At 52.7% G+C, this 16,844-nt stretch carries 10 protein-coding genes; 3 read left to right on the top strand and 7 right to left on the bottom strand.

Annotated elements, in window-relative coordinates; all coding sequences use genetic code 11:
• Positions 1–5 precede the first annotated feature (5 nt).
• From D4L85_RS11860 to D4L85_RS11850, 3 genes are all read right to left on the bottom strand, one after another.
• Positions 6–2,567, bottom strand: a complete 2,562-nt coding sequence (locus tag D4L85_RS11860) for a circularly permuted type 2 ATP-grasp protein (RefSeq protein ID WP_119754509.1) — start codon at positions 2,565–2,567, stop codon at positions 6–8.
• Positions 2,568–2,580: 13 nt separating this feature from the next.
• On the bottom strand, positions 2,581–6,015 hold the full coding sequence (locus D4L85_RS11855; protein WP_119754508.1) for a transglutaminase family protein: 3,435 nt from the start codon (positions 6,013–6,015) through the stop codon (positions 2,581–2,583).
• A gap of 186 nt (positions 6,016–6,201) precedes the next feature.
• Positions 6,202–7,578 carry an MBL fold metallo-hydrolase gene (locus D4L85_RS11850; protein WP_119754507.1) on the bottom strand — a complete coding sequence of 459 codons (1,377 nt, stop codon included), beginning with the start codon at positions 7,576–7,578 and terminating at the stop codon, positions 6,202–6,204.
• 111 nt (positions 7,579–7,689) lie between these two features.
• Here D4L85_RS11850 and D4L85_RS11845 point away from each other — a divergent pair, with 111 nt between their 5' ends.
• Complete coding sequence (locus D4L85_RS11845) at positions 7,690–9,813, top strand: WG repeat-containing protein (protein WP_119754506.1); 2,124 nt, start codon at positions 7,690–7,692, stop codon at positions 9,811–9,813.
• An 83-nt stretch (positions 9,814–9,896) separates the two neighbouring features.
• Positions 9,897–11,810 (top strand): adenylate/guanylate cyclase domain-containing protein, encoded by a 1,914-nt coding sequence (locus tag D4L85_RS11840; protein ID WP_119754505.1) that lies wholly within the window; start codon positions 9,897–9,899, stop codon positions 11,808–11,810.
• Positions 11,811–11,820: 10 nt separating this feature from the next.
• Here D4L85_RS11840 and lspA read toward each other — a convergent pair whose 3' ends face one another.
• The 4 genes from lspA to proS all read right to left on the bottom strand — a co-directional run bounded on the left by lspA (position 11,821) and on the right by proS (position 15,552).
• Entirely contained in the window at positions 11,821–12,294 is a 474-nt protein-coding gene (gene lspA / locus D4L85_RS11835) for a signal peptidase II (RefSeq protein WP_236849101.1), read from the bottom strand.
• A gap of 204 nt (positions 12,295–12,498) precedes the next feature.
• Complete coding sequence (gene floA, locus D4L85_RS11830) at positions 12,499–13,494, bottom strand: flotillin-like protein FloA (RefSeq protein ID WP_073133866.1); 996 nt, start codon at positions 13,492–13,494, stop codon at positions 12,499–12,501.
• A 13-nt stretch (positions 13,495–13,507) separates the two neighbouring features.
• On the bottom strand, positions 13,508–13,975 hold the full coding sequence (locus tag D4L85_RS11825) for an NfeD family protein (RefSeq protein WP_119754503.1): 468 nt from the start codon (positions 13,973–13,975) through the stop codon (positions 13,508–13,510).
• A 98-nt stretch (positions 13,976–14,073) separates the two neighbouring features.
• On the bottom strand, positions 14,074–15,552 hold the full coding sequence (gene proS, locus D4L85_RS11820) for a proline--tRNA ligase (RefSeq protein WP_119754502.1): 1,479 nt from the start codon (positions 15,550–15,552) through the stop codon (positions 14,074–14,076).
• Positions 15,553–15,699: 147 nt separating this feature from the next.
• Between proS and D4L85_RS11815 the strand changes: the two genes are divergently transcribed.
• The gene (locus D4L85_RS11815) at positions 15,700–16,842 is read left to right on the top strand and encodes a hypothetical protein (protein ID WP_119754501.1); all 1,143 of its coding nucleotides are present in this window, start codon (positions 15,700–15,702) and stop codon (positions 16,840–16,842) included.
• Positions 16,843–16,844: the final 2 nt, after the last annotated feature.

Below are 16,844 nucleotides of genomic sequence, written 5' to 3'. Positions count from 1 at the left end.
AATTTTTATACTTCCAATTTGAAATTGTCTTTTGTGCCCTGGTATTGATACGTAGAGTGACTGAAATACCAGGCCGTGAGCTTCACCGACAACAATGATATTTTCGAGTTGAGCACTTCACACACGCGATCCAGCTCTAACCTGAATTCCAGCTCTTTGTCCACCGCCATCAGCGTCTCCACATTGATGAGGCGCACCAGGCTGTAACACTCGAACACGATGTTGGAGATCTCGCTATCATGAGCGCCCTTTTCTTTTTGCGGAAGCTGCTCCACGAATTTCAGCAGCTGTTCCAGCTGCGACAGTATGGAGATGGGGTTCTGTTTGTTCAGGAATAACAAGTCGATGGCGGGCGCAATATCGAAATAGGTGCGATACACCGATCTGTAGTTGGACAGGTTCTGGTTGCTCACCAGCAGGGCTTCCAATATCTGGAACTCGATGTGCTCTTCATATTGAAATGTGAGAAGCGCCCGGTATTGCGTCAACTCCAGCGATATCTCTTCAATGAGCTGACCGATGCGATACATCAACCAACCTTCGCCGCGGTACATGCTCTGACGGTTCATCTCCAAAAATGACAGCAGGCTTCCGTTCAGCTGATCCAACAGCGTGAACACATGGCGTATGCCTTGCGGCTCCAGCACGGCGAGCTTGCGCTTGGTGTCCTCCATGTCGTCGATGATACGCCAGTTGTCGATGGACCAGCGGTCGCGCACGGCGTACATGGCTTTCAACAAATTATTCACCGTAAAAACGATGCTTCCATGCTGGTTCTGATCGCAGATCAGCTTGTGGATCTCGTTGAGCCGGTCCTCCACGGTAGCCGTCTCATTTTCTTCCAGGAACCCGGGATACGTACCGGTGATGTGCGTAATGGTATGCAGCAGCGCACTTTGCGCTTCGGACTCCTGACCGTTGCTGGCATTCCCGCCTTGACCCAGGTTGCGCAATACGATGCGAATGAACCGCGACGTACGGACTACCCGTTGTGCATAACGCCCTACCCAAAAAAGGTTCTCTGCCGCACGACTGGGCAAAACAGCTTTTCTTTTTAAATCAGAATGATGCAACAACGACGGGGTGTTGCTCTTCACCGAAGTTTCTACCCAAGTGTCCTTGGCGATGCCACCGTCCTGGTTCGACACCAGAAAACTACCCTTCTCGGGCGAACAACGTGTGAGACCACCGGGCATGATATCGTAGCCGCCATTGGCCGCCACCAGGAACGTACGCAACACTGTGTAGCGCGGTTCCAATTTGCCCTTTGTGAAAACCGGTGATGTTGAAAAACCAACTTCTTCCTGGCCTACATATAAATACGGCTGCGCTTTCATGCGCCGGATCAAATCTTCTTTTTGTTGTTTGGAAAGCTGGCTGCCCATGACCGTTCCCGATCCGGTCGTGCGATCAATTTTTTTGATGACGAGCTTATCGATATTATCCATCACAAAGCCCATCTCCTTGGGTTGCCCGCACCACCAGGTGGCCACCATTTTGAAAACGGGATCTTCGTTTAGAAAATATTTGAACACATTGTGCATGAAGGCCATCAATCCTGTGTTCTCCAGGATGCTGCTTCCCAACGGATTGGCTATCGACACATTGCCCTTGCGGATGGCTTCCAGTAAACCGGGGATGCCCAGGTGCGAGTCTTCGCGAAGCTCCAGCGGATCGCAATAGCTGTCGTCGACACGACGGAGGATGATGTCTACTTTCTCCAGGCCTTCCACCGTTTTTATCCACACAAATCCATTCCTCACCACCAGGTCTTCGCCTTGCGCCAGCGTGAAGCCCATGTAGGAGGCCAGGAAGGCATGTTCAAAGTAGGTCTCGTTTCGCGGGCCTGGGGTGAGCAGTACCACGCGGGGTTGCTCCTTGCCTTGCGGGGCAATGTCGAGGAAGGCCTGCATCATGTTGTTGAAGAAGCCTCCGAGTTTGGTGGTTTGGTGGTTGCGGAAAAGTTCGGGGACCACGCGGTTCAAGGCGCTCCGGTTCTCCAACGCATAGCCCATGCCCGAAGGGGCTTGGGTCCTGTCTTTCAACACCCACACTTTTCCATCGGGGCCGCGCGACAAGTCGGCGGCGTAGAGGATCAATTGGTTGGCACCGGGTAATTTTATTTTATCGCACGGACGCAAAAATCCGGAGTGTGCATAGATCAGTTCGGGGGGAATGATCCGCTCCTTCAACAGTTTGCGTTCGCCATATAGATCTTCCAACACTTTGTTTAGCACATAGGCACGCTGCTTCATGCCACGCTCGGTGATGCGCCATTCGGCAGCCGGGATGAGCAGGGGCATCGTGTCGAGCAACCAAGGCCGGTTCAGGCCGTCGGTGTCGCCGTAGACGTTGTAGGTGACGCCGTTTTCTTTGAGGAGCTTTAGCAATTCCTGCTGCCGGCTTTTCAATTCCTGGGGATCGAGTTGCTCGATGTTGTGGAGCAATCTTTTCCAATGGTCCTTTACCTCACCCTCAAATCCAAAGCACTCGTCCAGCTGTGTGCGGTTTGCAAAGTAACCTCGCGTCCAGGTTTGCAGCGGGGTGTTGGGGTTTATGCTTTCCATTCGGTGAGGTGCGTCAGAATTGCCGTAAATCTAGTGTATGTGGATACTCGGGGCTTACTTTTATTGCAGGCGGATCAAATTTCCTTGGAATCTCGTTCTTTTCCAAATATCGGCCAACGCCCGCCACGAACGTTTCGCGCGGCGTGACCGGCCCTTGCGTGTGGCCCTCGCTCCAAAAACGGCTGATCCTTCTCCCCTCCGCTTCAAACGCGTTGACAGGAAACGTATCGTAATTTCTTCCTCCCGGATGCGCGACGTGATACGTGCATCCTCCTATCGCCCGGTTGTTCCAGGTGTCCACGATATCAAATACCAAAGGCACATCTTTGCCTAACGTGGGATGCAATGCCGAAGGCGGGCTCCAGGCGCGATAGCGCACGCCTGCCACGTACTCGCCTTTCACGGGTGTCTCCGACAACGGCACGGGTGTGCCATTGCAGGTGATCATATAGCGGTCCTTGTTGAAATTCTTTACTTTCACTTCGATCCTTTCCACCGATGAATCCACAAAACGCGCCGTGCCGCCGCTGACGGCTTCTTCACCCAGCACATGCCACGGTTCGATCCCCATGCGCAACTGCAACTCCATATCTAACAAAGTAATTTTTCCATGGAGCGGGAAACGGAATTCAAAGAATGTCTCCAGCCACGCGAGGTCGAAGGGATAGCCCGCTTCGGCCAGGTCGCGTGTTACCTCCGCCAAATCTTGTTGCACGTAATGCGGCAACATGAACGTGTCGTATAACGCCGTGCCCCAACGGACGAGCTTGCGCTTGTAGGGCATTTTCCAGAACCAGGCCACGAGGCTTCGCAGTAACAAGAGCTGCACGATGCACATCTGTTTGTTTGGCGGCATGTCGAAGGCGCGAAACTCCAGGATGCCGAGACGGCCCGTGGAACTGTCGGGCGAATAAAGTTTGTCGATGCAGAATTCCGCGCGATGTGTATTTCCGGTAATGTCAATCAACAAATTCCGGAAGATGCGGTCCACCAGCCAGAAGGGCACGTCGCCTCGCTCCGGGATTTGGTTGAAGGCGATCTCCAACTCGTACAACATCTCCTGCCGTCCTTCATCCACGCGGGGTGCCTGGCTGGTAGGTCCAATGAATTGAGAGGAGAACAAATAGGACAAGCCGGGATGATGCTGCCAATACGTGATGAGACTTCTCAACAAGTCAGGCCGCCGCAGCAACGGACTATCCGACGGTGTGATGCCGCCGATGGTGATGTGATTGCCGCCGCCGGTTCCCGTATGCTTTCCGTCCAGCATGAACTTCTCGCTGCTCAGACGACTGAGACGTGCTTCCTCAAAAAGAATATCGTAGTGATTGACCAACACCTTCCAGTTCTTCGCGGGATGAATGTTTACCTCCAACACACCGGGGTCGGGCGAAAGCCCCAGCTTGGTCAGGCGGTTGTCGCGCGGGCATTCGTAGCCTTCGATCACGACTTTGAGTTTTAGTTTTTCTACAGCGGCCTCGATCGAAGCCAGGAGGTCCATGTAGTGTTCTGCATATTGCAGCGGCGGCATGAAGAGGTAGATCTTGCCGTTTCGCAGCTCGATACACAATGCCGTTTTCACCGTATAGCCATCGAAGGTGGTATCGGGCTCTTTCGATACTTCTTTTTTCTCCAGCTTTTCTTTGAGGTCTTTCGGTTCTTCTTCATCCAAAACCGTAGTCGCAAAAAATTCCTTAGGGAGCGCACCGGGTTTTATTTCGTCGAAAAAACGGTGCTGAACGTGCTGGTGAAAATCTTTCAGCGCCGGCAAGCTCTCGAACGTGCTGCGCTCCACCGGCCGTTGTGTTCGCTTGGGGCTGGTGTAGAGCAATGATTTGAGCGGCAAACGCAAACCGATGGGTGAGTTCCCCGGAATGAGCACGAGATGATGGTTCCTGAACTCCCATTGGCACGAGAGCCATTGATTGTTCCAGTGATTCCATTCCATGGGAATGACATACCCGGCCGGTGTGGCCATGCCGTTGACCAGCAATTCCGCCAGCTTTCTGCGCTCCAGCGGATCATCAAGATTAGCGCTATAGGGATCGATGTTTACCGGTACTTTGCTTTCCTCCCAAAGAAAAAAGAATGCATCTTCCAAAGCCGGGTGGACATGGTCGGCAGGAATATTCAGAAAGCGGGTGATCTCAACGGCTAGGCTATGCACATCTTTGATAGTGAATGACGAAGCGTTGTCCTCCAGATCCAGCAGTGCGTCATTCTTCCAGATAGGCTGGCCGTCGTTTCGCCACAGTGCAGTGTATTGCCAGCGCGGCAGGGGCTCGCCAGGATACCATTTTCCCTGACCGTAGTGCACCAAACCACCTTTGCCAAAAGCGTTCTTCAATCGCCTGATCAGCTGGGCACCCAACGCTCTTTTGTGGGGACCATCGGCGGCTGTGTTCCATTCCTTTGCTTCCATGTCGTCGACAGAAACAAAGGTGGGCTCGCCGCCCATGGTGAGGCGCACATCACCGCGTTGCAGGTCCTCCTCCACTTTGTTGCCCAGCGCCATGATGGTAGCCCATTGCGCTTCGCTGTAGGGTTGTGTGACGCGCGGGTCCTCGTGTATGCGGAAGACCTCGTTCTTGTAGGCGAACGTGACTTCGCAAACATCGGTCATGCCCGTGACAGGCGCAGCGCTCACAGGGTCGGGCGTACAGCACAGGGGAATGTGCCCTTCTCCGGCAAATAGACCAGACGTTGGATCGAGTCCGATCCAGCCAGCACCGGGGATGTATACTTCGGCCCAGGCATGCAGGTCTGTAAAATCATGTTCGGTGCCGGAAGGTCCATCCAATGCTTTTGTGTCGGCCTTCAACTGAATGAGGTATCCGGACACAAAACGCGCGGCAAGACCCAGGCGGCGAAAGGCTTGCACCAGCAGCCACGCCGAGTCGCGGCACGAGCCGCTTTTTAGCGTCAATGTTTGTTCGCATGTCTGCACACCGGGTTCGAAGCGGATGGTATAGCTTACATACTGCTGCACCGCTTGGTTCAGGCTGACCAATACGTCGATGGTGCGCATCTTTTTTTTAGTCGGGTCTACCGTCTCGAGCCACTGCGAAAAAACAGGACCGGTCTCTGCGACCTCGAAATAGGGCAGCAATTCTTTTTCGAGCTGCGGGGTGTAGGCGAAGGGAAATTCCTCCGCATAACTTTCAATAAAAAAGTCGAAGGGGTTGATCACAATGATCTCGGCGATCACCTCCACCTCAAATTCCAGCACGGTTGTCTGTTCGGGGAACACCACGCGTGCGAGGAAGTTGCCAAACGGATCCTGTTGCCAGTTGATGAAATGATTTCCGGGCTTCACCTTCAGCGAATAGGACAAGATGGGGGTGCGGCAGTGGGCTGCGGGACGCAAACGGAACGTATGCGGCGACAGGTTTACCGGGCGATCGTATTGATAGGAGGTCTGGTGCCGGATAGCAACTTTGATGGACATAAAAAATGAAGTGATTAAATGTTAAAATACTTCATTTTAAAACCAGATGCATGGTGTGGACGGCGATAGTTTAGGCGTTCCCAAACCGTCGTCTTTTCAAACGATTGTGCTCCCTAAAGTTTTTTATGGGCAGGCGATTCTGAGACCACAGGGCGCAAAACAACGCGACGCGGCAAAAAAAGCCTGCTAAGCCTCGATGGCTTCCGTCACGATCTTGAGGCCGGCCTCTTGCATGGCACCGAAACCACCGTAGACATTGATCAGGTCGGTGAAGCCATAGGTCTTCATCAGCGAGATGGCGGTCATGGAACGATAGCCGCCGCCGCAATGCACGATGTAAGGTTTGTCTTTATCCAGCGTGGTTGTGACGGCCGGAAAATCTCCGAGCGGCAAAAAGGCCGCACCTTTGAGATGACTGATGTCCCATTCGCCGTGTTTGCGTACGTCGAGCACTTGGGCACCCTGGCGCATTTCATTTTCCACGGCATCGGCTGTGATGGAGTGTACTTTGTCGAGGTTGCCTTTGTAGGTAGCGATGCCACCTTCGAGGTAGCCCACTACTTTTTCGTAGCCTACGCGGGCCAGGCGCAGCACGGTTTCGCTTTCTTTTCCCGGCTCGGTGATCAGCACCAGGTCTTTGCGGATGTCGATCAGCGTGCCTACCCACACGGCAAACTGGCCATTGAGACCAATGTTGATGGCTCCGGGGATAAAGCCCTTTTCAAAAATGTCGGCGGGGCGGGTATCGAGCAGGATGGCGCCCGTGGCAACGGCTTTCTCAAGCGCTTCCTGTGAAAGTGGCGTGGTGTTGCCGGCGATCACGTCTTCGATGGGATCGTAGCCGCTTTTGTTGATGCGGGCGTCTTCGAAGAAATATTGGGGTGGCGGCAAAATGCCGTCGGTCACTTTCGAAATGAATGCCTCCCGGGACATCTCTTGCAGGGCGTAGTTGAATTTCTTTTGTTCGCCAATGGTGGAGAAGGTTTCCTTGCCGATATTTTTTCCACACGCCGAACCAGGCCCGTGCGCCGGATAGACCATGACGTTGTCGGGTAAGGTTTTTATCTTCCGGGTAAGCGAATCATACATGAGGCTGGCCAGTTCTTCCTGGGTCATGATGCCATCCAGCAAATCGGGACGTCCCACATCGCCCACAAACAAGGTGTCGCCGCTAAACAAGGCGTATTCATTGCCGTTTTTATCGATCAGCAAATAGCAGGACGATTCCGGGGTGTGGCCAGGGGTGTGCAGCACGCGGATCTTTACTTCGCCCAGGGGAAATTCTTCGCCGTCTTTGGCATTGTACACGGCATAGTCCGTGTCGGCGCCGGGACCGTAGATAATGGGGGCCTTTACTTTGCGCGACAAGTCAATGTGGCCCGACACAAAATCGGCGTGGAAATGGGTCTCGAAAACATATTTGATCTTGGCGCCTCTCCTCTCGGCCAGCTCCACATAGGGTTCGGTTTCCCGCAGGGGGTCGATAATGGCGGCTTCCCCGTTGGATTCGATGTAGTAGGCGGCTTCCGCCAGGCAATTGGTGTAAAGCTGTTCGATGTACATGTTTCGCGATAAAAGTTGAATGGGCGATGTAAGTTTATCTACCCTAAATCAGGGCACAAAGTTCACGAAAATTCCCCTGATTTCATTTTCTGGCCCTAACTTTACCGGCAGATGAAGGGTGTGTATTGTTTTTTTTGGCTGGTGCTGACAACATTTTTCGCCGCCGCCAATGGGCTTAGTGTCTTCGAAGAGAACGGAAAAGTAGGCCTCCGCAACGAACAGGGCAAAGTCCTGATCCCCGCGCGCTATGAGGCCCTGGGCTGGAGCGATGGAAATTTCTCCACGCTGAACGCCGTTACGGGCTATAAACTCGATGGAAAATGGGGGCTTATCTCCCTGGAAAATCACCTGGTGACCAAAGCCGAATTTGAAGACGTCTTCCCTGCCGATGCTTCGCTGGTCTATGCGCGTAAAAAATCTCCCATTTCGATGCGCATCGTCACCGGTTGCCTCGTTGCATCGTCGGGCAAAGAAATTATTCCTTTTGAATACGACGGCATTGCCCTGTCGGGGATCCGCGCTGTGGTGTTTACCAAGGTCGGTAATCAATATCGTTATGGTCTGATCGACCTGGAGAACAAGACCATTATTCCCCAACAGTATTATGCCATCCGCTCCATCGGCAGCTTGCGCTATGCCGTGGAGAATTTCGACAACAAGACCGCGCTGTTCACCGAAAGCGGGAAACAGGTGACAGGCTTCACCATCGACAGCCTCTCCATTTTCAAAAAGAACTATGCGGTGATCTACCAGGGCATGCAGCAAGGCCTCATCGACCGCGAAGGACAAGTGAAGTTGCAGCCCACGTATCGCGAGATCCGCCTCGAGGATGATGGCACGGTGAAAGCGCGGCAAACCGATGAATGGTTGTTCCTCGATGGACAGAACAAACTGCAACAAAAGGTTCAGGCCGATTCGATCATCGCGTTGGGAAAAAATCTTCTGAAAGTGTGCACGGCCGGTCTCATTCAACTGGAAGATTATTCGCTCAAACCTTTCTTTGCTTCTAATTTTTCGTCCTTGGGCAAATTCGTGCGCGGCAAAGCTTTGTTCACGAAAGAAAAAAAATATGGCATCATCAGTCAGGATGGAAAAATCCTGATCGAGGCGAAGTACGATAACCTTGTTGTAGATTATCCCTACTACATCTCAAACACGCGGCAGAACGGCAAAGACAATTGGATCGTGCTCGATTCGTTAGGGAAGCCCATTCACACCAAGCCTTACGAACACATCCATCGCTTTAACGGACAATTGTTCCCCGTCGTGCTCCGCAATTACTGGGGAGCCCTCGATCCATCGGGCAAAGAAGTGATCGCTTGCACGTATGATTCCATTCTTCAACAACTGCACCAAAACCTGGTGGTGAAATTCCATGGCCAATACGGCATCATCAACCAGCACGAAGAGTGGCTGGTCACGCCACGCCAAACCAAACTCAAGCTGGTTTCTGCCGATCGCTATGTGGAAACCGCCGGCAGGAACACTTATCTCAAATCGTTTGACAACAACGTGATCTATTTTTCCGAAAATCCGATGGAGATCAACGAGCAGCGCATCGTGGAGCGTTTGCCGTCGGGCACCTCGTGGGAAGTGGATTTGAATGGGGTGATCGTGAACCGCCAGGTGCAACCCGAAGGCGCCGTCGAAAAAGTGTATCCCGAATCTGAAGGGTTACGCGGCATCAAGAAGAATGGACAGTATGGTTTTGTGGATCCCCAGGGGAGGCTGCGCGTCGCTAATCGTTATGATGGCATCCAGGCCTTTAGCGAGCAACTGGCGGCCGTGAAGATCCGCGGCAAGTGGGGATTCATCAGCCGCGAGGATAAAATTATCATTCAGCCTGTGTATGAAGAAGTGATGTCTTTCCAGAAGGGATTTTCGTTGGTAAAACAAAAAGGGCTGCAAGGGCTTATCGATATAAAAGGCGCTGTCATTTTGCCGCCACGGTATGAGTCGGTTACCATCTTGCCGCATGGCAACCTGCTGATCCGCCAGGACAAGCTCATGGGCCTTGCCGACAACACGGGTCGCGTGATCATCAACCCGAAATATCATACCCTCCAGGATCTGAACAACAACTATGTGATCGTGGAGCGCGATGGATTGTATGGGGTGATCACACTCCAGGGGATCAGCACGGTGCCGCTGATGTACGACTACATCGTCTACGATGCCTATAACAATTCCTTTATCGCCCGAAAAAAATCCGAATGGCAGGCGGTGCCACTATAATCTTCAAAAATTCAAACTGTACCTGACCTTTTCCGTTTTGTTTCCGTAGTTTGTAACATGGATCACTGCGAAACAAAATCAGTATGCGTCAACTAGCCGCCATCTTGTTTGCCGACATGGCGGGCTACACCGCCCTGATGCAGGAGAACGAACAGTTGGCGCGTCAAAAACGCAACCGGCTAAAGAGCGTTCTCGAAAGCACCGTGCACCTCCATCAAGGACAGATCCTCCAATATTACGGCGACGGTTCCCTTAGTATTTTTGCCAGTGCCATCAACGCGGTGCAATGCGCCGTGAGCATCCAGCAACAACTTCGCGAAGCGCCTACCGTGGACCTTCGCATCGGCATTCATACGGGCGATGTCACCGTCGAAGACGGATCTATTTACGGCGACGGCGTGAATCTCGCGTCGCGTGTGGAATCGCTTGCCGTGCCGGGAAGCGTCTTTATCTCCGAAAAAGTATACGACGAGATCCGCAACCAGGAGAACATCACCTCACACGAACTGGGTTACTTCGAATTAAAAAATGTGAAACAACCCGTACGCATCTTTGCCATCACCAGCGGTGGCCTCGTGATCCCCTCGCGCGACGAGATCCGCGGCAAAACAAAACAGCCGTCCAATCGTCTTGCCGTGTTGCCGTTTGTGAACATGAGTGCCGACGCGGAAAACGAATATTTCAGCGACGGCATCACCGAAGAACTCCTCAATGCCCTCACCAAAGTGGACGGCCTGCAAGTGACGTCGCGCACATCGGCCTACGCCTTCAAAGGCAAGAACGACGACATCCGCGACATCGCCGTGAAGCTCAACGTCGACAAAGTGCTCGAAGGCAGCGTGCGCAAGGCAGGCAGCCGCGTACGCATCACCGCCCAATTGATCAACGCCGCCGATGGCTATCATCTTTGGAGTGAAACCTACGACCGGCAACTCACCGACATCTTTGAAGTGCAGGACGAGATCAGCGGCATCATCGCCAACAAGTTGCGTGAAAACCTCAGCCGCGCACAACGGGAGAGCCAGGGATCGAAAGCGCCCACACAAAACATCGCCGCCTACACGGCCTATTTGCAGGGACTTCATTTCTTCAACAAGACCACCCCGGCCGATCTCCGCAAGTCGATCGAACGCTTTGAAGAAGCCCTACAATTGGAACCGGGCTATGCGCAAGCGTATGCCATGATCGCCACGGCCTACAGCCAGCTTGGCGCCAGCGGACAGCTGACGCCCCACAAAGCTTTCGCGCTGGTACACGAATACGCCGCCAAAGCTTTGCAACTCGACAGTTCCATTGCCGAGATCTACATTGCCGAGGCCGGTGCCTACCTTTTCTATGAATGGAAATGGAAAGAAACCTATGAGTCGCTGCAAAAAGCTATTCACCTCAACCCCAGCGCGGCGGCGGCCTATCCCCTGCTCGGCTACTATCACGTGCTGATGGGTGAGAAAGCGCAAGCGGTCGCGATACTCGAAGACGCCGTAAAGATCGATCCGCTATCGCCAGCCATCAATCACGCACTGGGAAATATGTATGTGTTTGCCGAACGCTACGATGACGCTATTCGCCAGGCAAACAAATTGCTGGACCTGAACACACACATCCGCCAGAACCTGGAATTGAAAGCCTGGGCCACCGGTATGAAAGGCGATTGGGAAGAAGCCTGCCGTCTCTTTGAAGAAGTTTATCGCTTAACAAACCATCCCTTGAAAGGCTTGATGGGATTGGGCTATGCGTATGCAAAACTCGGTCAAACCGAAAAGGCGATGGAGTGCATTCGCAAAATGGAACAACGCCAACGCGAGGAACCCGACGTAGTGCTCGACGCTGATTTTGTCGGTGTCTGGTTTGCACTGGGCAACCTCGAGAAAGTTTTTTATTATATCGAGCAATGCGTAGCGAAACGTGCCGTGCCGGTGAATTTATTTTTGCAATACCCGGTGTTCAGGGGATTGGCCGGCGATCCGCGGCTGGAAGCGTTGAAATTGAAACAATGAAGATGCCGTATTATCCCACCTCGATCTTCCGGTGACGCACAACGTCGACTGTGATCACAAACGCACCCACCATGATGGAAACGTCGGCCAGATTAAAAATCCCGGTCTGAAAGATCCCAAAGTCGATGTGCAAAAAATCCGTTACCGATCCGTAGACCATGCGGTCGTAAATATTACCAAGACCCCCACCGATAACGAAACAGGTGCCGATGGTGGTGATGCGGGAAAGGTTTGTTCTTGTGAACACGTAAAAACCGGCCAGCCCAAGTACGACGAGGGGAAGAATATTCAACAAAACAATCCTCAAAAAAACCGGCAAAGCGCTACCAAGACTTAAAAACGCACCCTTATTCTCAACTTTCATCAATTTGATATGATCGTTCACAAGGCTCACGGTCTGATTTTCACCCAACGAATTCCTGGCAATCGCCTTCGATACCTGGTCGCATCCCACATTGGATACCAGCACGACCAAGATTAACATGATATTAAAAAATCGTTTCGCTGTCATAATACTTGCCTTTTGCGTGACCAACCTATTTCAATTTAAAGACTTTACATCGAAAAAAATAACACCCATCATTCCAAAAAAAATTGCCGCACCCCAAGGATGCGGCAATCTTTAGATGAAGGTATTGAAAGTTCATTCCAACAGCCCAAATCAATATCCCAACAACACGCTCAATCCTTACGGCTGCTCTTTTTTAGGCGAACCCGTCGTTCCCTTTCCAGACCCCGAAATCGCTTGCCGCATCTCCGTATCCGCCTGCACATTCTGCATCTTGTAATAATCCATGATGCCCAGGTTTCCATTAACAAATGCAGCCGCAATAGCCTTCGGAATTTCAGCCTCCGCCTCAATAACCTTCGCGCGTGCCTCTTGCGCTTTCGCTTTCATTTCCTGGTCAAGGGCCACAGCCATCGCACGGCGCTCTTCTGCACGTGCTTCGGCCACCTTCAAGTCGGCCGAGGCCTGGTCAATTTGGAGTTTGGCACCGATGTTGGCTCCAACATCTACGTCGGCAATGTCAATAGAGAGAATTTCAAAAGCGGTTCCGGCATCCAGCCCGCGCGATAGCACGAGTTTCGAGATCTTGTCGGGGCTTTCAAGCACGTCTTTGTGCGACTTAGCAGAACCGATAGACGACACGATACCTTCACCGACACGAGCCAAAATAGTGTCTTCACCGGCACCCCCCACCAACTGGGCAATGCTGGCACGCACCGTAACACGGGCCACGGCAATAAGCTGAATACCATCCGAAGCCACGGCCGCAACCTTCGGGGTAGTGATCACTTTGGGATTTACCGAGATCTGAACAGCCTGAAACACGTCGCGACCTGCCAGGTCGATGGCGGTGGCTTGTTTAAAGCTCAGGCTGATGTTGGCCTTGTCGGCCGAAATGAGCGCGCGAATAACATTGGGCACGTTTCCTCCGGCGAGGTAGTGCGTTTCCAATTCATTAGAAGAGATTTTCAAACCGGCCTTCGTAGCCGTGATGAGTGAATCCACAACAATGCGGGGTGGCACTTTGCGGATCCGCATAAAGATAAGTTCGAACAAGCCCACCTTCACGCCCGAAAACAGGGCCGTGATCCAGAGGTTGACCGGAACAAAATAAAGAAACACAAAAAAGAGAATGATCCCGCCAAAGACCAGGATCAGTAATGACGCAGCTTCCATGAGTATGTATTGATTAGTTGATAGTTTCTACTGTGATTTGGTGTGACTCGATCTGAACGATCTTTACCTTTTCGCCTTGATTGATATAATTGCCGGAGGTCTTTACCTCGAAAGTCTTGTCATGAAACTGCGCTTTCCCCATAGGCCGGAGGGTAGAAAGCGTAACGCCCTCATCGCCTATGTGCACCGTTGACATGATGCCCTCATTTACCCGGCTGTCGATCGACGATTTTAATGAAAAGCGGGTCCACGCGCCGGTGCGAAAACTGTAGAAAACGGCTACCACCAGGGCGGCGATGGTGACCATGAGGACATAGAATCCGACTGTGCTTCCAAAATGCTGATAACTGATAACAACGCCGACAATCGAGAAGATCAAACCCAACAAGCCGACGACGGTGGTACCTGGAATAAAGATCAGCTCTGCAATGAGGAGCGCAATGCCTATTAAGAGGAGCGCTATAACAATTATCCACATCATAGAGGCAGGGGGAAATTCAAAAATACAAATAAACAAAACGTCTTCCCGTCTTTGCGGCAAAAATTAACCGCCCGGACGGGAAGACGCGCCAAAATCGCTCAATACGCCCGCGCAAACAACACGCGACGCGATGAGGGTTTGCCTGAATAAATGCATTTGCCGGCTTCTTCGGGCGCATCCAGGGGAATGCAGCGAATGGTGGCCTTTGTTTCTTCCTTGATGGCCGCCTCTGTTTCGGGGGTGCCGTCCCAGTGGGCCAGCACAAAACCGGTTTTCTCGTCGAGCACCTGTTTGAACGCGTCGTACGTGTCCACACGGGTAATCATGCTTTCGCGGAAAGAGAGCGCTTTTTTGTAGATGTTTTCCTGGATGTCGTCCAGCAACTTCGGGATGGCGGTGGCCACGTCCGAGAGTTTCATCACTTCCTTCGTTTTGGTGTCGCGGCGGGCCACTTCTACTGTGCCGTTTTCCAGGTCGCGGGGACCGATGGCGAGGCGTACAGGCACGCCCTTCAACTCCCACTCCGCAAACTTGAAGCCCGGCTTCTGCGTGTCGCGGTTGTCGAATTTCACGGTGTAGCCGGCATCGCGCAGCGACTTGGCCATTTTATCTACTTCCACGGTGAGCTTGCTCAATTCTTCTTCGTTGCGGAAGATGGGCACGATCACCACGTGGATCGGCGCCAGCTTAGGTGGCAGCACCAGTCCGTCGTCGTCGGAGTGGGCCATGATGAGGGCACCCATCAGGCGTGTGCTCACCCCCCACGAAGTTCCCCAAACGTGGTCCAGTTTGCCTTCTTTGGTCGCAAACTTCACATCGAACGCATTCGCAAAATTTTGTCCCAGGAAGTGCGATGTGCCGGCTTGCAGCGCCTTGCCGTCCTGCATCATCGCTTCGATGCAATAGGTATCCACGGCGCCGGGAAATCTTTCACCTTCCGATTTTCTTCCCTTGATGACGGGCATGGCCATAAAGCGTTCCGCAAACTCGGCATACACGTTCAGCATTTGCACGGTTTCGTCCACGGCCTCCTTCGAGGTGGCGTGGGCGGTGTGCCCTTCCTGCCAAAGAAACTCGGCGGTGCGCAAAAAGAGGCGCGTGCGCATTTCCCATCGCACGACGTTGGCCCATTGGTTCACCAGGATGGGCAGGTCACGGTAGGACTGGATCCATTTCTTGTAGGTGCTCCAGATGATGGCCTCGCTGGTGGGACGGACCACCAGTTCCTCCTCCAGCTTCGCATCCGGATCGACGATGAGCTTGCCGGGGTTTTTCGGATCGCTTTTCAGACGGTAGTGTGTCACGATGGCACACTCCTTGGCAAAGCCTTCGGCATTCTTCTCTTCGGCCTCGAACATGCTTTTGGGCACAAAAAGCGGGAAATAGGCGTTTACGTGGCCGGTGTCCTTGAACATTTTGTCCAGCGCCTGTTGCATCTTCTCCCAAATGCTATACCCATAGGGTTTGATGACCATACAACCGCGCACGTCGGAGTGCTCGGCCAGGTCAGCTTTTTTTACTAATTCGTTGTACCACGAAGAGTAGTCTTCACTACGGGTAGGTATTTCTTTGCCCATGCTTGGTATAATTATTGTTGAAATTCCAGATAGACCGCAAATATAATTTCACAACAACAAATACAGGTGAAATTTTGTAGCTTTATAAGCACTTTTAAGATGTATTTACGTTTATTTAGTGGACAAGTGTTAAAAAAACGAAGGGATATGAAAACCAAGGTCATCATGCTCAGTCTGTCTGCCGCGCTTCTGGCCGGAACAGCATTCGCACAAGGCATCGAAAACGACGATATGTATTTCAATGCAAAGGACCGAGCGAAACTGAAGGCCCAAACGGCCAAGCTGGAAGAGCAGGCCTACTCGGCCAGCGCCAAGAAATCCCAAAAATATCAGGATGAGGAAGCCCTCAATCCCACCGACAGCTATTCGGCCCGCAACGTGAACCCCGAATATGCCGCCCGGTCAAACGCCCAAACCGCCAAGGCCGACGAGCAAGACTATTTCGTCAACGACTACAAATACAACAACGCTGCCAAGCTGAACAGCTGGAACAACAATTTCAACAGCGCCTATAACAACCCCTGGTACAGCTCTACGTACTTCGGCCCCTCCATCTATTCGTGGAACAGCCCTTATTACGGCAGCTACTATGACGCCTACGGAAACCCGTGGATGAATCCTTATTATCAATCCGGCTGGTCGAGTTCGTATAGCTACTATATGGGCAGCAACTGGAACTACGGTTGGGGTAGCGGCTTTGGCATGAGCTTTTCTTATGGCAATCCTTATTATGGTGGATACGGCTACAGCCCTTACAGCTCCTTCTGGGGTCCTTCCTATGGCTATGGCGCCGGATACTTTGGCAGCTATTACGGATATGGATATCCCAGCAACGTGATCATCGTCAACAACGGTGGTGGTACCAGCGAAGGTCGCGCCGTCGCCTACGGTCCCCGTGCCACCAGCAACAGCGGCAGAGTAGGCACCATGACCACCGCCGCCACCAATGGCCGCACACGTCCTAATTACGTGTCGCCTTCTTCGACTACAAACGGAGGAACTACCAATGGCCGGGTGAGCACGCAAGGCAGGATACAGAGTCAGGAAGACTACTATAACCGCAGCTACCGTCAACAACAGCAGCAACAGCAAATACAGCAAACGTACTCCAGCCCTTCCCGTTCGGATTGGGGTAGTTCGTCAGGACAATCGCACTACAACAGCGGTGGTCGTTCGGATTCCTTTGGCGGCGGCTCCCGTTCTTCATTCGGCGGTGGCGGTGGTGGTACGGCCGGTGGCGGATCGTTCCACAGCAGTGGCTCAAACGGCAGATCACGCGGCAGAGACTAATC

The organism is Chryseolinea soli, assembly GCF_003589925.1.
GTDB lineage: Bacteria > Bacteroidota > Bacteroidia > Cytophagales > Cyclobacteriaceae > Chryseolinea > Chryseolinea soli.
The sequence above is the reverse complement of the archived record's forward strand: the minus strand, read 5'-3'. Positions and strand labels throughout refer to the sequence as shown.